Raw genomic sequence first — 16,375 nt, forward strand, 5'->3', positions numbered from 1 at the left:
GACAAAAGATATCTTGATACTTGTGTCTTGATACTAAATAAAAGAGATTATGCTTTTTGGTCACGGAGATGATGTACAGGCTTGTGGAGTTCCTATTGTAGGGAACTTTAGCTCCAACGTTTGGTACGATGGGTACGTTGCCGACTTGCAGGGTGTGGTATCGGAGGCATTAACCGGTATTACCAGCTATCCAGAGCCTGATGCGCGCAGCTTGCGTACGCTTTTGGCTGAGGTTAACGGCGTAGGATTATCGAACGTGCTGGTGAGCAACGGAGCCATAGAGGCTATCTACCTGATAGCGCAGGCTTGGAGCAAGAGCCGATCGTTGGTGGTTGTTCCAACCTTCAGCGAGTACGAGGATGCCTGCAGGATTCACAATCACGAGCTGCTATTCCTAAACGAGGAAGACTTTGTTGGAGCCATCCCCGATGTTGCCGATTTGGTTTGGATATGCAATCCAAATAATCCAACCGGGAGAGTATGGGGTAGGAGCCAGCTGCTGCAGCTGCTCGAAGCTAATCCCGATAAACTTTTTGTGGTGGACCAGTCGTATGCCACGTTTTGCACAGAAGAACTTCTTCATCCTACGGATGTTTTCGACTATAGCAACCTGATAATTATAGGTTCGCTTACCAAGTGCTACGCCATTCCAGGTATTAGGGTGGGTTATGTGATATCTGCTGACGAAAATGTGGCGCAGCTGCTTCAGGTACGCATCCCGTGGTCGGTTAACACCATTGCGGTTGCCGTAGCCAAGCATTTTATCATAAATGGAGATAGGTATCAGCTGCCACTGGAGCGATGGTTTACCCAAAAGCAGCAGCTATGCGAGCAGCTGGCTTCAATTGAAGCGATAGAGGTGCTACCCTCGCAAACCCCGTTCTTCCTTTTAAGGCTAAAGGATGGGAATGCTGCCCAGCTAAAGCATTACCTGATTAAGGAGCATGGGCTACTCATCCGCAACGCCTCCAACTTCCGTGGGCTAAACGCCTCTTACGTTCGTATCTCTCCACAGGACGATGCCACCAACCATAAACTTGTAAACGCGCTGAAGCAATGGAAACCGTAAACGCTGCTGTAGTAGGGCTAGTTCTGGGGTACATCCTCGATTTGCTGCTTGGCGATCCAGCTTGGTTTCCGCATCCCATCATTTTATTTGGTAGGATGATTACCCGTTGCGAGAAGCTGCTGCGTCGTGGAGGATTTCTTATCGTAAAGGGTGCTTTCGGAGTATTCCTGCTAGTGGGCATCACCTTTGCGCTGTTCTTCGGATTGATGCATTGGGCAACGATGCTTCCGTTTGGCGCACAGGTAGCCATAATGGCTCTTTTCGTCTTTTACGGATTAGCGAATCACACGCTTATCTGGGAGGTGCGAAATGTTTTTAGGGAGTTAGAGAAAAATATTGATAGCGGCAGAGCAGCCGTTGGGCGTATTGTTGGTAGAGATACTGCTGCGCTCACCGATGCGCAGATCCGTAAGGCTGCATTGGAGACTTTGTCCGAAAACCTGAGCGATGGTGTGGTTGCTCCGCTCTTCTACTATGCGCTGCTTGGTATTCCGGGGATGATGACCTACAAGATGGTTAATACGCTCGACTCCATGTGGGGCTACAAGAGCGATCGATTCATCTTTTTCGGTCGTGCCGCAGCTCGTTTGGATGACGTTGCCAACTTTATACCGGCCCGCTTAACTGCACTCTTAATGACAATAGTTTCGTTCAGCGGGCGCTCGTTTTCGTACGTAGTAAGGTTCGGTTCTAAGCACACCAGTCCCAACTCGGGCTACCCTGAGGCGGCGCTGGCAGGTATTCTTAACTGCCAATTTGGTGGGGGAAGCTTTTACGGAGGTGTATTTCACCGCAAGCCTGCAATTGGCTATTCCGACAGAGTGCTAACCTTGGTAGACATGCAGCGGGCAACTCGTGTAAACCATGCCGTAACATTGGTTGCGATCATAATAATATCAATTACCCTCACGCTGCTGCCATGAACGGACATTTTGTGATAAGCGGAGGTCCGGGAACGGGCAAATCGACGCTGATTGCAGCGCTACGCGAGGCGGGAATGCCCTGCTTTGACGAGGTTTCGCGCCAAATAATTGTAGAATCGAACCAAAACGGAACCGACCTGCTGCCATGGAGCAACCTAGAGGCTTTTGCCGCCGAGTGTCACCGTCGGATGAAAGCCCAGCTACTCGAAAAGGAGGTGGAGGGGCTCTGCTTTTACGACAGAGGTATTCCGGACATCATCGCCTACCTGCGTAATGGTGGTAAACCTGTTCCTCAATATCTATATAATGATGGAAAACGCTACGCCAAGCTGGTGCTTGTGGCTCCACCTTGGAAGGAGATATTTGTAAACGACAGCGAGCGACCTCAATCCTTTGAGGAATGCCAGAGGCTTCATAACCTCCTGCTGGAGGCGTATACAGAGTTGGGTTATCGGGTAGTGATGCTGCCAAAGGTGTCGGTAGAGCAACGCGTAGACTTTGTAATTAGCGAGGTGTGCGAATTCCGTGTATAGGAGGAAATGTGCTGTATCTAGGAAGATGTTAATCGGAAGTGGAGCGGAATGTAGCAGCATTTATGTTTCCACGGGCAGTAGGAAGGAAAATGTAGTTGCATTTTAGCTCCCACAGCTAGTAGAAGTGGAGTACAACTCTTAAAAGCGAAGTCCCTAAGGCGGGGAAAGTTGAGAAATAAGTAATAAGAACATACAATGAATAGGAATCTAGTAGCATTCTTTCTTCTGGTTGTAAGCCTTGTTGGGGTTTCATGCAGTAGCGGTGGAAGCAAAAAGGCTGGAATGAAGGATGGTAAGAATGTAGTATTGCAGGATGCAAAAGGGTTTACCATTACTGAGTTTGATGGGTATAAGGTTATCGAGGTGGTAAATCCTTGGAAGGATTCGGTGCTGCTGCATCGCTACATTTTAGTAGATAGAGATGCTTCCATGCCCGACAATCTGCCTGAAGGCGATGTTGTTCGTGTTCCTGTATCAAAAACATCATGCCTTTACTCGGTATTTGTTGGCTCGCTAGATATGCTCGGCGAGGTATCGACCATAACCAGCGTTGCCGAGGAGCGCTATATCGACAACGAAGCGGTAAAGCAAGGAATTGCCAGCGGAAAGATTAAGCTGCTTGGCGAGGCATCGGCGGTAAATGTGGAGGGGCTTATCGACTCTAATCCTGACATTGTTTTAGTATCGCCCTTTAAGGGCATGGGTTACGGAAAGATGGAGAAGGCTGGTATTCCTATTGTCGAGGTTGCCTCGTACATGGAGAGTAGCCCGCTGGCACGTGCCGAGTGGATTAAATTTTTTGCGGCATTCTATGGAAAAGAGAAGTTGGCTGATTCAATATACTCTGCAATAAGGGCTCGATACGATAAGATCCGTGAGGTTGCCAAAGATGTAAAGGTTAAGCCTACCATTTTTGCCGATAAGAAGATGGGGCAGGTGTGGAATATGCCGGGGGGTGACAGCTACATGGCTTGCTTCTTTAAGGATGCCGGAGCTCGCTACCTTTGGGATGATGTAAAGCAGAGCGAGGCAATTCCGCTTTCCTTCGAAGCCGTTTACCAGCGTGCCGAAAATGCCGACTACTGGCTGGTAAAGTACAACAAGCCTCAGGATATGACCTACGACGATCTTGGTAAGGAGTACGATGGTTACAAGATGTTTAAGGCTTACAAGAATCACAGGGTTATTCATTGCAATACCAATCGAATTTCGTACTACGAGAAGGGGATTATGGAGCCTGATGTTATTCTTGCAGACTTGGTAAAGATTCTTCATCCGGAGCTTCTACCCGAGCATAAGCAGGTTTACTTACAGGTTATGAAGTAATGAGAAGACCTGCCATAAATACGACGGTTGTGGTTGCCTGCGTGGTGCTGATTGCCATTCTCTTTGTGGCAAACCTTGCCTACGGCTCTATCCATATCCCAATTGATGCTGTAACCCGAATTCTTCTAGGAGGAGAGGGCGAGCGCACTTCGTGGACCAACATAGTGCTGGTTACGCGCTTACCGCAAGCCATTACAGCGCTTTTTGCAGGTGCGGCTCTTGCCGTTAGCGGGCTAATGCTGCAAACCATGTTTCAGAATCCGCTTGCAGGACCATCACTTTTGGGGATTAGCGCAGGGGCTAACCTTGGTGTGGCTATCGTTATGCTCTTTTTGGGTGGAACCATGGGGCAGTACGGTTCGCTGGGGATTGGTGGGCACCTGTTGATCATCGTTTCGGCATTTGTTGGTGCATCGGCTATTCTTGGATTGATACTAGTGCTATCAAATTACATAAAAAGCAACTTGGTATTGCTTATTGCAGGCATCATGATTGGCTATATCGCCTCGGCGGCAATATCAATACTGAATTTTTACGCCTCGCACGAGAATGCACACGCCTTTGTGATGTGGGGCATGGGCGATTTCTCCAGCGTATCGCTTAAGCAGATCCCTTTCTTTGTGGCTGCTGTAAGCGTTGGGCTACTCATTGCGCTTTTACTTATCAAATCGCTAAATGCGCTGTTGTTGGGACAACGATATGCCGAGAATCTGGGAGTAGCACTCTCAAAGACTCGCCTGTTTATTCTTCTTAGTGCCGGATTGCTGATTGCTGTAACCACCGCATTCTGTGGACCGGTTGCCTTTCTAGGCTTAGCGGTTCCCCATATTGCTCGGATGCTGCTCGGTTCTGTTGATCATCGTTCGTTGCTGCCATTTACGCTGATACTTGGAGCGCTTCTGGCTCTTCTATGCAACCTGCTAACCACGCTGCCTTCTTCGGGTGCAATACTTCCTATAAATGCGATAACGTCAATGCTTGGAGGTCCTGTGATGCTTTACGTAATCCTTAACAGGAGCAAGAGTCAAGGTTTGAACTAAAAAAGTGTGCCATGAGAGACCTACTTAAAACGAACGATCTTAATATAGGCTACCAACTACGTGGAGAGCAAAAGGTGGTGCACCAGAAGATGAACCTTAGCTTGGCAAAAGGCGAGCTAACATCGCTGCTTGGTGTTAATGGGGTTGGGAAATCAACTCTTCTGAGAACTTTAGCGGGCTTTCAGCCTAAGCTATCGGGAGGGATATTGCTTGATGGAAGGTCTATTGACAGCTTCTCGCAGCACGAGAGGGCTAAGATGGTAAGCGTGGTGCTAACAGATCAGGTGGCGATGGGCGATCTGTTCGTTTACGAGGTTATTGCCCTAGGTCGTCATCCTTACTTGGGTTTCTTTGGAAGGCTTACTTCGTCAGACCATGCAATTATCGAGGAGGTTGTTCGTAGTGTCGGAATAGAGGAGTTAACCCACCGGCGCATCAGCTCGCTGAGCGATGGCGAGCGGCAAAAGGTGATGATTGCAAAGGCTCTTGCACAACAAACGCCTATAATCATCCTAGATGAACCAACGGCTTTCCTCGATCTTCCAAGCCGTATAGAGATTACCATGCTGCTGCGCAAGCTCACCGATAAAATGGAGAAGGCGATACTTCTCTCAACCCACGATTTGGACCTAGCGCTCGATCTTTCCGATAAGCTTTGGCTAATGGGTAAGGAGCGAGAGGTTGCCTGTGGAGCTCCAGAAGACTTGGTACTTTCGGGAATGTTCAACTCCTACTTCGAGCGCGATAGCATCATCTTCGATAGAAGCATCGGACGCTTTCGCCTAAATGAGAAGCACGAGAAGATAATATCACTTGATGCCGATGCCGGAAGCCACTTCTGGATCGAAAAAGCACTTCATCGTAACGGAATTGCCGTAGCAAAGAAAGATGCTGCAACCGATAGTCGTCTTTGGGTAGATAGAAATGCCACGAGACCGTACAAACTGGCTTCGGTTGGCTGTAAGGAAATGGAATTTGAAACAATAAATGAGTTACTAGTAGAACTGAAAAATTGATATACTCCTTACCGCAAGGTGAAAGGGACGCCTTTAAAAGGGAATCAGGTGCAAGTCCTGAGCAGACCCGCTACTGTAACCGTCAACAACATCCTGATAAATGGTCACTGCCTAACGGTGGGAAGGCACAGCGATGCGACGGAAGCCAGGAAACCTGCCTTGTAGGTGCAAACGATGATGCCCTCGTGGGAGTAGGGCTATTGTTTAATTTTTATAACCATTAAATGAAAAAGGTTTTAGTTGCGGCACTACTTGTTGCCGGATTAATTCGAACAGCAGGTGCTGCAAGTGCCTACGAATCGGACAGCGTAAAGATGAACCTCAAGGTAGATGAGGTAGTCGTTGTTGGACAGCGGATGGCAGTAAAGAAGGAGAACGTCTCTCAACGTATAGAGATGATTCATCCAGCTCTTATAGAAAGGGCTCCACAAAAAGATTTGACCTCTATTCTTAAGGAAAATGCGGGGCTCGATGTGGTGCAATATCCTGGAATTCTTTCGGGGGTGAGCATCCGTGGTTTTCGCCCCGAAAATGGGAAGTTGAACTCCAAAACGCTAATACTAATAAACGGTCGCCCTGCGGGAAGTGCTAACCTAAGCATGATAGATCTATCGAACGTTGAAAGGGTTGAAGTGCTCAAAGGTCCTGCATCGGCGCTTTACGGTCCAACGGCAATGGGAGGCGTTGTAAACATCATCACCAAAAACAGCAAGGGTGCTGTTGGTGGCACAGCATCATTCAGCTACGGTTCGTGCGACAAGGTAAACTCGTCGGTGTCGGTTGGTGGTTCTATCGCTCCGAAGTTCGATTTCGATGCTGGATTTTCCATTTCGAATAACCCCAAAGACTACAAGATGGGCAAGGGCAACATCTTTAGGGGATGGCTCGATGGCGGTGAGGTTACCAACTTCTACAAGAAGACCGGGGCTGAAACTACCGATCCCGACAAGCGTGGCGATGGCGATACCCGTCCGTTTACCAAGTATACCAAAACCAACATGGATCTACGCTTGGGCTACGATATCTGCCGAGATTGGAGGCTGAATGCCTACGTAAACCGTTCTATTGCCAACGATGTGGAGTCGCCCGGCGACATTGCCGTTGGAACATCTCCAACCCGCAAAGATTTAACCTACACCTCTGGCGATATCTCGCTCAACGGATCGATCTGTAGAAATATTTCCGCCATGGTTAAGGGGTATTTTGGACGAGATGTGTCGGACAACGAGGTGATCTTCGAGAAGAATGCTTTTGTGAAGCCTTACCTGTCCATATCGCAAGAGCTGGAGTGGAAAGGTGTTCAAGCGCAGAGCATCGTTCATTTTAACCAGCATTATGTAACCATCGGTGTGGATTATGCTTGCTCGCAATCGCTCAGCGAACGATACAGCAATGCTGGAGAGAGAATCAAACCCTACAATCAAGATTTTGCCCTTGGAAACCTTGGACTTTACGTACAGGGTAATCTTGAATTCTTTAAGGGTAAGCTGCTCGCTAGTCTTGGTGGTCGTTACGACTTCAATAAGTATGAGCTAAAGCAAACCGAAAAGATGACCAATCCTGCCAATACGGAGAACAATACAATATTCAGCCCTAGCTTAGGTATAACCTACAAGGTCCTTCCTGGTCTTGCAATTAAGGCAAATGCTGGAAGCGGTTTCTCTTATGCCGATGTTTACCAGCTGGCAGGCTACTCCGAGGTGTTCGATACCAAGAATAAGACGGTAGCCATCACCGTAGGAAATAAGGATTTGAAGAACTTGGAGTCGAAATCGTTCGATCTTGGGGTGTCGTACGATAAGAATGGATGGAACACCGAACTAGGCTACTTTAGAACGGAGTCGAAGAATAACGGTGTACAGGTTTTTGTGGATGTAACTGCCGATAACCTTAACAACCTTGGGGTGAAGTACACCACCAACGCTGATGGAAAGTTCATCTACTCCGATGGCAGCGTCATTAAGGGACTTAACACCTTCCAGAATGCCAGCAACGGTACTATTGACGGTCTCGAGGTTAGCGTTGCCTACAACTTTGGCTACCTTGCAGAGAATCGTTTTGACCTAACCTCGTACATCAAGTTGACCTCTATCCTAAATGCTAACGAGGAACTCGACGAGTACGGCTTGGGCAAGATGAGCCACCGTATGCTTAATGTAGCCGATAATAATATTGTCTATGGAACCGACTACAAGAATCATAAGCTATCGGCAGGCTTTAAGGGACGATACGTTGGCTACCGCTACGATCGCAACTGGAGCTTTTACGATCAGTACGTGGAGGTACGCTACCCTCAGATGATGACTTTGGATCTATATCTTGGTTACGATGTAACCAAAAAGATAAGCCTGATGGGCTACGTGAGCAACGTGACCGACGAGAACTACTACGAGAAGCGCGGCTACAACCTTCCCGGACGAATGTATTCGATGAAGGCTACTATAAACTTCTAATACTTGTTGGATGGCATCTAAAATTACTCTCATTACTGGTGGTCAGCGCTCGGGTAAGAGCAGCTACGCTCAGCGGTTGGCGCTCGAGTTAGCCGACAACCCCGTTTACCTCGCCACCTCGCGCATCTGGGACGACGATTTTCGCCTTCGGGTGGAGCGCCACCAGGCCGATCGTGGTCCGATGTGGACCAACATCGAGGAGGAGAAGTCCCTTAGTCGGCACAACCTTGCCAACCGCGTGGTGGTGGTCGACTGCGTGACCCTTTGGGCTACCAACTTCTTCTTCGATAACGATTCGGACATCGAGAAGTCTCTTGGGGAGCTTAAGGCGGAGCTGGCGCGGCTCGTGGAGCAGCCGGCTACCTTCATCTTTATCTCCAACGAGATCGGGATGGGAGGTCATGCCGAGAATGCCATCCAGCGAAGGTTTACCGACATGCAGGGCTGGCTCAACCAGCACATCGCATCAATAGCCGATGAGGTGGTGCTGATGGTTTCGGGTATTCCTGTAAAGGTGAAATAGTTTAAGATTTCAGCACAGAGGCACGAAGAACACAGAGTTTCATAGAAAAGAGGAAAGTAGTGTTCTGTGTACCTCTGTACCTCTGAGCCTCTGTGCTAATTAAAGCAAACAAACATGCCAATATACACCCGTGGCGGCGATAAGGGCCGCACATCGCTGGCAGGCGGCATCCGCGTACCGAAGAACCACTGCCGCATAGAGGCCAACGGCGCCATCGACGAGGCCAACTCGTTCATCGGCTTGTTACGCACTAAGCTGGGCGACGATCATCCCTGGCAGGAGCGGCTGTACACCGTACAAATGGGGTTGATGCATACCATGTCGCATATTGCCACCCTGCCCGAGTCGCCAAGACCATCGAATGCTCCTAGAGTGGAGGATGGTGCTGCCTTCTGCGAAGCGTGGATGGTGGAGATGACCCAGGAGATGGGCGAAAGCACGGAGTTCATCCTGCCCGGTCAGACTGAGGTGAGCTCCCTTTGCCACATCGTACGTGCTACCATCCGACGGTCAGAGCGCGCGCTTTGTTCTGCTGTTGAAGAGGGCGGTGTAGAGGCTTGGATAGCCGCCTACATTAACCGCCTGTCAGACCTCTTCTTCACCCTAGCTCGCTACGACGGCTTTAAGGCCAACCTGCCAGAGGAGAAGGTGAGGCCGTTTAGATTTAGTAAAGAAACTAGATGAAGTCATTTCAGAAATTAGACGAAGTTAAAGGAAGATACACAAGCCCTGAAAGGGCGTAATCGTAAAGCCAAGCCTGTAAGGGCTGGGCGGAATTTTGCCGCATCTGCTGTTGCTCAAAGAGGAGGAAGCGCTCTATGCGGCATTCTGGTTGCCATTTTGATGCGGTCGGTTACTAGTATTTGGTGCCCAGTTACCGTAACCGGCGGGTAAAACCTAGTAACCGACGGCAAAAAATAGGTAACTGGCGGGTAAACCTTAGTAACCGACGCCCAAAACTTGGTAACCGATGGGTAAACCTTGGTAACCGGGCACAAAAAAGTGGTAACCGACGGGGTAAACCTGGTAACCGACCGCTCGAGATACGTGATACGCATATCGTGATACAAAATAGAGAAGACAATGAAGACATTTTCCATCAAACGACCCGATAGGGCCATTGCAGCCCAGCTGCAGGATAAGATCGACGACCTCACCAAGCCAAAGGGATCGCTTGGGCTGCTCGAGGAGACTGCGCTAAAGATTGGCGTTATCCAGCAAACGCTAACCCCAACCCTTAGCAAGCCCTACAACCTCGTGTTTGCGGGCGACCACGGCATTGCCGACGAGGGGGTGAGCGCTACAAAGAAGGAGGTAACCCGCCAGATGGTGTACAACTTCATCGGCGGTGGTGCGGGCGTTAGCGTCTTTGCCCGCCAGCACGGCATTGGGCTAAAGGTTGTCGATGCGGGAGTAGACCACGACTTCGGCGGCATGCCCGAAGTTGTCCATAAGAAGATTGCCTTCGGCACGCGCAACTTCCTGCACGAGCCAGCCATGACCCACGACGAGCTGCACCTTGCCCTAGAGCGTGGCGCCGAGGTGGTGGACGATATCCACCGCGAGGGGTCGAACGTGGTAAGCTTTGGCGAGATGGGCATTGGCAACACCTCCTGCTCGTCGATGCTGATGACGATGCTGCACAACGTTCCTCTCGATAAGACCGTAGGTGCCGGTAGCGGCCTCGACGATAAGGGTGTTCGCCATAAGTTCGATGTCCTTACCCGTGCCAAGGCTAGCTACAAGGGCGACAGATCGGCCTTCGACATCATCGCGCATTTCAGCGGCTACGAGATGGCCATGATTACCGGAGGGATGCTTCGGGCAGCTGAGCTGGGCATGGTTATCGTTGTCGATGGCTTCAACATTACCGCCTCGCTGATGGCCGCCGCAGCCCTTCATCCCGAGGTGCTCGACTTCTGCATCTACGCGCACAAGAGCAACGAGGGGGCGCATAAGCTGATGCTCGACATCCTTGGCGGCACGCCGCTGCTACAGCTCGAACTTAGGTTGGGCGAAGGAACAGGAGCATTGGTGGCCTACCCCATCATCGAGTCGGCTGTCTGCATGATCAACAACATGAGCTCGTTCAGCGCCGCCAAGGTTACCCGTAGCTTTAACTAGTGAGGGTACGCTGATTGTACAGATTTGCGCCGATCGTTATTAACAATATAGGAAGTAAATAGATGCACTTTATCCCCTCCATGGGAGGGGTAGGGGTGGGTTCGGAGTTGCAAAGAAGATCGAAATTTTAAAAAGTTGCAAAGAGGTAGAGACAAGGCATGCGTTGTCTCTACCCAAACATTCGAAAAACAATGAATATCCCCCAATTCCTCATAGCCGCGCCCCACAGCGGCTCGGGCAAGACGCTGGTAACGCTGGCGCTGCTTCGCCTGCTGAAAGATCGCGGGTTGAAGGTGCAACCCTTCAAGTGCGGGCCCGACTACCTCGACACCAAGCTGCACGAGGTGGCGGCCGGATGCCGCTGCTACAACCTCGACCTCTTTATGGCCGATGCCGATGGCGTACGGGGGCGTTACGCCCGTCAGGCTTCTCTGGCAGATGTAGCCGTTGTTGAGGGGGTAATGGGGATGTTCGACGGGTACGACCGCCAGCTGGGAAGCAGCGCTGAGGTGACCAAGACGCTCGGCATCCCTGTGGTGCTGGTGGTAAACGCCAAGGCCATGGCGCACTCGGTGGCTCCGCTGCTAAAGGGATTCGCCACCTACGATCCCGAGGTTCGGGTGGCTGGCGTTATCTTCAACTTTGTGGGAAGCGCCTCGCACTACCAACTGCTGAAGATGGCAGCCGAAGAGGTTGGGGTAGAGCCTTTGGGATGGATTGCCAAGAACGATGAGTTCCGTCTGGAGTCGCGCCACCTTGGGCTGCAAACCGAGGATACCAAAATGGTAGACGAGATATGCGACAAGGCTGCCCACTCCATCTTTACAAGCGTAAACATCGACCGGCTGCTGGAGGTTACAGCATCGGCTAAACCTACTTTTGTTGAGCAGCCTGCACCATCATCTGAAAAGATAAGGATTGCTGTAGCTCGGGATGCTGCATTCAGCTTCAGCTATCCGGCAAACATCGAGGCGTTGGAGCCGCAGGGGGCTATCACCTACTTCTCGCCTTTAAATGATGAACGCTTACCCGATGCCGACTTCGTTTACCTTCCTGGGGGATATCCCGAGCTGTATGCCGAGCAGCTGTCGGCCAACCATGCGATGATGGAATCTATCCGAAGCTACTGCAGTAGCGGTGGCGCCATGCTTGCCGAGTGTGGCGGAATGATCTACCTCGGCAGCCACCTTACCCTTAAGGATGGCACCTGCTACCCTATGGTTGGCATCTTCGATTTTGGCACTACCTTTAGGGATGCCAAATGCACGCTGGGCTACCGAAAGGCGATGCTGGGCGGCGTTGAGGTTCGCGGTCACGAGTTCCACTACAGCCGCTCGGAGGGCGAACTGCCGGCTTCGGTTGCCGAGGTGCTAAGCGCCACCAACAATCCCTGCAGCACGGGCATCTACCTAAAGAAGCGAACGCTGGCCTCCTACTTTCACTTCTTCTGGGGAGATGGCGGATTCTCGATGTTAGAGGTAATTGATAAAATTTACCGAAGCGGGGCGTTTGATTCTATGGGAAAGAAAAAGGAATAAGCATGCCTTATAATAGATGTAGATTATCCTCCCGTTCGGACGGGAGGCAGGGTGGGTTAAGAACTTTTCAAACACTCATCCTACCTTAAATCGAAAGCAATGAAAAGAACATTACAAAACCTAATCGCCGCCATCAGCTTCTTCACCCGTTTGCCCCTATACCGGCTGATGATGCCGCCCAAGGAGTGCTACTCGCGGGTGCTGCCCTACGCCGTGGTGGCTGGCTGGGTGGTGGGGCTCTTCGGGGCAGCCTGCTGGATAGCTTTTGCCAAGGTGCTTCCGTTCCACTTTGCGGTTATCCTCACCATGGCAGCGATGGTGCTCTTCACCGGGGCGCTGCACGAGGATGGCTTCGCCGATTTCGCCGATGGCTTTGGCGGCGGCCTTAACAAGGAGCGCATCCTTGCCATCATGAAGGATTCGCACATCGGAACCTACGGTGTTATCAGCCTGATACTGCTTTTTATCGTTCGGTTTGGTGCTCTCACAAGCATTTCATCGGATAAAGTAACGGCACTGCTGATCTCTGGAGCCGTTGTGGGGCGCTTTATAGGCGTGCTGCTACCCAACTTTCTGCCCTACGCCCGTACCATCGAAGCCAGCAAAATCCAAGTTGGCTTAATTCCAATGACGCCCATTCAGCTTATCCTTTCGCTGGTGGTGGCAGCCTCCACGGGCTACTACTTCTTCGGATGGATGGGGCTGATGGCCCTTGTCCTTGCAGCCTGCACGCTGCCCGCTACGGTTATCTACCTAAAGCGCAAAATTGGCGGCTACACCGGCGACTGCTGCGGCATGCTGATTACCTCCGCCGAGGTTGCCTGGTACGTTGCGGTGATTATACTGCAAGATATTAGATTGTAGACTTTAGATGTTAGACACAAAACACAAGACGCATGATATTTTGCAGCCCAAAATCTTGATACTAAACAGAAACATGATTCATCTCTACCTCGTCCGCCACACCTCGGTTGCCGCACCTGCCGGAACCTGCTACGGGCAAACCGACGTTGCCCTTGCCGTGACCTTTTCCGCCGAAGCCGAGGTTGTACGAAACACGATTAAGGGAATTCCCTTCGATGCCGTGTACTCCAGCCCGCTGAGCCGCTGCACCAAGCTGGCCGAGCGCTGCGGCTTTGCCGATTGCCCCACCGATGCTCGCCTGATGGAGATGCACTTCGGCGATTGGGAGAATAGGCGGTGGAGCGACATCGGCGACCCGCACCTTCAGCGCTGGTTCGATGCTTGGGCTACCGAGCGGGCCACCAACGGCGAGTCGTTTGCCGACGTCTGCCATCGCGCTTCCGATTTTATCAATTCGCAGAGTTGGGATGGTGAGGATGTTCGGATGCTTCTCTTTACCCATGCTGGTTTCATTCGCGCGCTGTGGGTGGCGCTGGGCATGCGCTCGCCCGAGGAAGCCTTTGCCCAGCAGGTGAACTACGGTGCTGTTGTTAAAGTGGTGCTAGATGAAAGATCTTCTCCGGCGAATAGCCTGGAAGATTAATCCAATCGAAATAACTGATAAAAGAATGGCGTAGGGGTGGATTGATGAGCGTTCATCCATATCGTCCTTATCGAGGCCGCCGATAAACCGGTCAATCCTGCCAAAGTACCCTTCCTTTAGCGCCCGAGGGCCTTCCAGATGCCCCCCGTTGTAAACAATAGCCTCCACATGCTTGCTTCCGCCAAAGGCTGCTGAGTTGGGCTCACAGATGGTGTCGTACCTTCCGTTGAGCAGCAGCATGGGCTGGCGGACGTAGGCCAGATCGCCGTTGTAGTCGTACGAGCTGGCGGGTACGGTCATCTTCTTACCGTAGATATGTTCAATTTTGGCGATGGCGCTGTCCAGGTCGGCAACGTACGAGTCGCCGATGATGAAGTCGCCCTTATGTTTTAGGGCCAGCGCGGTGGTCATGATGCTGCCCATCGACAGGCCGAACAGCCCCACCTTGCTGCTGGGGTAATTCTTTTTGATGTAGGTGTAGGCGGTGCTGGCGTCGGTGCAGAACTCGTCGCAGTAGAGCGTATCCCTTTCGATGCGGAACCTGTCGCTGCCGCCAAAGCCGCGGTAGTCGAACATGATGGCGCGGTAGCCCCTCTCGGCTAGGAGCATTCCGTAGCCGAGCCACTCCTTAACGTTGCCCGAGTCGGGGTAGCAGATGAGCACCGTCACGTGCTTATCCTTGCCCGTAGGGGCGATGTCGGCCAGCTGCAGGTGGTACCTATCGGGGGTTGTCACCCGGGTAAAGGTAACGTTGGGGTATTTCTGGGTGATGCTGCGGGTATCGTAGCGGCCGCCGGGCTTGATGCCGAAAACGGCGGTACATCCCAATCCTAGGATGATGGCTAGCGTAGAAAGATTTCGTACGATTTGTTCCATGGTAAAAGAATCAAAAATCGGGGACAAGGTATTAAACAACGCCTTCTCTGCAAAGCGAATTATACCATAATCAAAGATCCTTGCGCCTTATAGTAACTCCGAAATGCCGCCGTTATTGTGCGCCTCCGCCAGTAATTTTGCATTTAGGATTTCTCGAGCGTTGATTATTGGTTTGTTGGCAAGCATTTGGAACAAAAGCGCAGGATCGACATTCTCCCTCAATTATCGTTCTGCTCATCGGCGAAAGCTGAAAAGGCCCAATCCCCTGTTTCCCCGCCTAAGCGGAAGGAGAACCCGCTTCACCCATGTACCGATACCGAGCCCATCCTCGCCCTTTCGAAGCAGCGCATCAGCCATCCTTAGCGTACGGCTTGGGCTGATGGGCTTGGCGATGACCATCGAAATTTGGTCGATGACCCTGCAATTTGCATCCTTAGCTGAGGAATTTGCACAGCTAAGTGAGCAAATTCCTCATTAAGCTGTGCAAATTCGTCAGATGAGTGAGCAAATTGCACAGTTAGGTGAGTAATTTAATCAGATGAGTGAGCAATTTAGTCAGGAAAGTGAGCAAATTCCTCACCGAGATGAGCAATTTGCTCAGCTCGGTGAGGAATTTACACCAATGGCCATTGAATTTGTATCAATGGCGATGGCGGGAGAACCGCCATCGGCGCTTTGTACGGGCATGCGGCAGAGATTTCGAGGGTCTGCCCAATACCTCGCAACAACGGGGCTGTCGTAGAATGGGGTAACGGCGAAATCCCTGCGCACCTCCCCAAAAAGTGGCGCTAGTACAGCTCGATGAACTCGTAGCTGTTGCCCTGATGGTCGAGGAACCGGATCAGGTCTTCCTGTTTGATGATTAGCGAGGCCGTATTCACAAGCGGGTGGAAGCTTAGGCGCGAGGCCTCTTGCAGGTTCTTGTCGATAAAAACATGGACATGCCGCTGGAGGTCGTTGATCAGCGCAAAAGGCGTCACTGAGCCGGGCTTAACGCCCAGGTACTTCTCCATCCGCTCGGGCGAGGCAAAGCTGATCTTGCCCTGCTTCAGCCGCTTCTCCAGATCGTGGATGTCCAGCGCCTGCGAGCACTCCAGCAGAACCAGGTAGTGCTTGTTGCCCTTATGGTTCCTAAAGAAGAGGTTCTTGCAGTGGGTGGCCTCAATCCCCTCCCAGTACTGCATGGCAATCTCGATGGTTGGCGCCTCGGGGTGCTCGTGGTACTCGTAGCCAATGTTCAATTCTTCTAGAAGCGCGTAAAGCTTAGGATCTCCATTCATAGCTGTTCTGTTTTAGGCGGGCGTAGCTCCATTCGGGTAAAGCATGGTGGGCAAAAGTATAACAAAACGGGCAAAGCGTAGGCGATTCTGCGGCGCAGCGGACAAGATTATTTGCCATTCTTACTTTAGAAGAGTAAATTTGCCGCACCTAATTTCGAATATAAAGC

The 16,375-nt window shown here is 51.2% G+C and carries 16 protein-coding genes and 1 riboswitch; of the genes, 14 read left to right on the top strand and 2 right to left on the bottom strand.

The genetic code is table 11. From position 1 onward, the window contains the following. Positions 1 to 49: 49 nt before the first annotated feature. The 13 genes from ACHZA1_RS10430 to cobC all read left to right on the top strand — a co-directional run bounded on the left by ACHZA1_RS10430 (position 50) and on the right by cobC (position 14,052). Complete coding sequence (locus tag ACHZA1_RS10430; RefSeq protein WP_320051820.1) at positions 50 to 1,069, top strand: aminotransferase class I/II-fold pyridoxal phosphate-dependent enzyme; 1,020 nt, start codon at positions 50 to 52, stop codon at positions 1,067 to 1,069. Next, positions 1,057 to 1,992, top strand: a complete 936-nt coding sequence (gene cbiB, locus ACHZA1_RS10435; protein ID WP_320051821.1) for an adenosylcobinamide-phosphate synthase CbiB — start codon at positions 1,057 to 1,059, stop codon at positions 1,990 to 1,992. The genes ACHZA1_RS10430 and cbiB overlap by 13 nt, the downstream gene beginning before the upstream one ends. Then, complete coding sequence (locus ACHZA1_RS10440) at positions 1,989 to 2,525, top strand: AAA family ATPase (RefSeq protein ID WP_320051822.1); 537 nt, start codon at positions 1,989 to 1,991, stop codon at positions 2,523 to 2,525. The genes cbiB and ACHZA1_RS10440 overlap by 4 nt, the downstream gene beginning before the upstream one ends. 195 nt (positions 2,526 to 2,720) lie before the next feature. Next, the gene (locus ACHZA1_RS10445) at positions 2,721 to 3,851 is read left to right on the top strand and encodes an ABC transporter substrate-binding protein (protein ID WP_320051823.1); all 1,131 of its coding nucleotides are present in this window, start codon (positions 2,721 to 2,723) and stop codon (positions 3,849 to 3,851) included. Continuing rightward, a complete protein-coding gene (locus tag ACHZA1_RS10450) occupies positions 3,851 to 4,891 on the top strand; it encodes an iron ABC transporter permease (protein ID WP_320051824.1) in 1,041 nt (346 codons plus the stop codon). Before ACHZA1_RS10445 ends, ACHZA1_RS10450 begins: the two co-directional genes overlap by 1 nt. A gap of 11 nt (positions 4,892 to 4,902) precedes the next feature. Continuing rightward, positions 4,903 to 5,907, top strand: coding sequence for an ABC transporter ATP-binding protein (locus ACHZA1_RS10455; RefSeq protein ID WP_320051825.1), 1,005 nt, complete (start codon positions 4,903 to 4,905; stop codon positions 5,905 to 5,907). Then, positions 5,907 to 6,084, top strand: a riboswitch (cobalamin riboswitch). It overlaps the preceding gene by 1 nt. Before the next feature lie 47 nt (positions 6,085 to 6,131). Then, positions 6,132 to 8,360, top strand: a complete 2,229-nt coding sequence (locus ACHZA1_RS10460; RefSeq protein ID WP_320051826.1) for a TonB-dependent receptor — start codon at positions 6,132 to 6,134, stop codon at positions 8,358 to 8,360. A 10-nt stretch (positions 8,361 to 8,370) separates the two neighbouring features. Next, on the top strand, positions 8,371 to 8,883 hold the full coding sequence (locus tag ACHZA1_RS10465; protein ID WP_320051827.1) for a bifunctional adenosylcobinamide kinase/adenosylcobinamide-phosphate guanylyltransferase: 513 nt from the start codon (positions 8,371 to 8,373) through the stop codon (positions 8,881 to 8,883). Between the two features lie 114 nt (positions 8,884 to 8,997). Further along, complete coding sequence (locus ACHZA1_RS10470) at positions 8,998 to 9,567, top strand: cob(I)yrinic acid a,c-diamide adenosyltransferase (protein WP_320051828.1); 570 nt, start codon at positions 8,998 to 9,000, stop codon at positions 9,565 to 9,567. A 399-nt stretch (positions 9,568 to 9,966) separates the two neighbouring features. Next, the gene (cobT, locus tag ACHZA1_RS10475; protein WP_320051829.1) at positions 9,967 to 11,007 is read left to right on the top strand and encodes a nicotinate-nucleotide--dimethylbenzimidazole phosphoribosyltransferase; all 1,041 of its coding nucleotides are present in this window, start codon (positions 9,967 to 9,969) and stop codon (positions 11,005 to 11,007) included. A gap of 191 nt (positions 11,008 to 11,198) precedes the next feature. Next, positions 11,199 to 12,545 carry a cobyrinate a,c-diamide synthase gene (locus ACHZA1_RS10480; protein ID WP_320051830.1) on the top strand — a complete coding sequence of 449 codons (1,347 nt, stop codon included), beginning with the start codon at positions 11,199 to 11,201 and terminating at the stop codon, positions 12,543 to 12,545. Between the two features lie 99 nt (positions 12,546 to 12,644). Further along, positions 12,645 to 13,409, top strand: a complete 765-nt coding sequence (locus ACHZA1_RS10485) for an adenosylcobinamide-GDP ribazoletransferase (protein ID WP_320051831.1) — start codon at positions 12,645 to 12,647, stop codon at positions 13,407 to 13,409. 73 nt (positions 13,410 to 13,482) lie between these two features. Continuing rightward, positions 13,483 to 14,052, top strand: a complete 570-nt coding sequence (gene cobC / locus ACHZA1_RS10490) for an alpha-ribazole phosphatase (RefSeq protein WP_320051832.1) — start codon at positions 13,483 to 13,485, stop codon at positions 14,050 to 14,052. Here cobC and ACHZA1_RS10495 read toward each other — a convergent pair. Further along, a complete protein-coding gene (locus tag ACHZA1_RS10495) occupies positions 14,011 to 14,928 on the bottom strand; it encodes an alpha/beta fold hydrolase (protein ID WP_320051833.1) in 918 nt (305 codons plus the stop codon). The genes cobC and ACHZA1_RS10495 overlap by 42 nt on opposite strands. 538 nt (positions 14,929 to 15,466) lie before the next feature. Between ACHZA1_RS10495 and ACHZA1_RS10500 the strand changes: the two genes are divergently transcribed. After that, a complete protein-coding gene (locus ACHZA1_RS10500; RefSeq protein WP_320051834.1) occupies positions 15,467 to 15,670 on the top strand; it encodes a hypothetical protein in 204 nt (67 codons plus the stop codon). 46 nt (positions 15,671 to 15,716) lie between these two features. Here the strand turns inward: ACHZA1_RS10500 and ACHZA1_RS10505 are convergent, their stop codons facing one another. Beyond that, a complete protein-coding gene (locus ACHZA1_RS10505) occupies positions 15,717 to 16,208 on the bottom strand; it encodes a prolyl-tRNA synthetase associated domain-containing protein (RefSeq protein WP_320051835.1) in 492 nt (163 codons plus the stop codon). Positions 16,209 to 16,375: the final 167 nt, after the last annotated feature.

It is taken from the genome of uncultured Acetobacteroides sp. (assembly GCF_963667355.2).
GTDB lineage: Bacteria > Bacteroidota > Bacteroidia > Bacteroidales > ZOR0009 > Acetobacteroides.

Excerpts from the sequence above, each read along its gene's own strand:
- ACHZA1_RS10430 (WP_320051820.1), top strand. The coding sequence starts at position 50 with ATGCTTTTTGGTCACGGAGATGATGTACAGGCTTGTGGAGTTCCTATT.
- cbiB (WP_320051821.1), top strand. The coding sequence starts at position 1,057 with ATGGAAACCGTAAACGCTGCTGTAGTAGGGCTAGTTCTGGGGTACATC.
- ACHZA1_RS10440 (WP_320051822.1), top strand. The coding sequence starts at position 1,989 with ATGAACGGACATTTTGTGATAAGCGGAGGTCCGGGAACGGGCAAATCG.
- ACHZA1_RS10445 (WP_320051823.1), top strand. The coding sequence starts at position 2,721 with ATGAATAGGAATCTAGTAGCATTCTTTCTTCTGGTTGTAAGCCTTGTT.
- ACHZA1_RS10450 (WP_320051824.1), top strand. The coding sequence starts at position 3,851 with ATGAGAAGACCTGCCATAAATACGACGGTTGTGGTTGCCTGCGTGGTG.
- ACHZA1_RS10455 (WP_320051825.1), top strand. The coding sequence starts at position 4,903 with ATGAGAGACCTACTTAAAACGAACGATCTTAATATAGGCTACCAACTA.
- ACHZA1_RS10460 (WP_320051826.1), top strand. The coding sequence starts at position 6,132 with ATGAAAAAGGTTTTAGTTGCGGCACTACTTGTTGCCGGATTAATTCGA.
- ACHZA1_RS10465 (WP_320051827.1), top strand. The coding sequence starts at position 8,371 with ATGGCATCTAAAATTACTCTCATTACTGGTGGTCAGCGCTCGGGTAAG.
- ACHZA1_RS10470 (WP_320051828.1), top strand. The coding sequence starts at position 8,998 with ATGCCAATATACACCCGTGGCGGCGATAAGGGCCGCACATCGCTGGCA.
- cobT (WP_320051829.1), top strand. The coding sequence starts at position 9,967 with ATGAAGACATTTTCCATCAAACGACCCGATAGGGCCATTGCAGCCCAG.
- ACHZA1_RS10480 (WP_320051830.1), top strand. The coding sequence starts at position 11,199 with ATGAATATCCCCCAATTCCTCATAGCCGCGCCCCACAGCGGCTCGGGC.
- ACHZA1_RS10485 (WP_320051831.1), top strand. The coding sequence starts at position 12,645 with ATGAAAAGAACATTACAAAACCTAATCGCCGCCATCAGCTTCTTCACC.
- cobC (WP_320051832.1), top strand. The coding sequence starts at position 13,483 with ATGATTCATCTCTACCTCGTCCGCCACACCTCGGTTGCCGCACCTGCC.
- ACHZA1_RS10495 (WP_320051833.1), bottom strand. The coding sequence starts at position 14,928 with ATGGAACAAATCGTACGAAATCTTTCTACGCTAGCCATCATCCTAGGA.
- ACHZA1_RS10500 (WP_320051834.1), top strand. The coding sequence starts at position 15,467 with ATGAGTGAGCAATTTAGTCAGGAAAGTGAGCAAATTCCTCACCGAGAT.
- ACHZA1_RS10505 (WP_320051835.1), bottom strand. The coding sequence starts at position 16,208 with ATGAATGGAGATCCTAAGCTTTACGCGCTTCTAGAAGAATTGAACATT.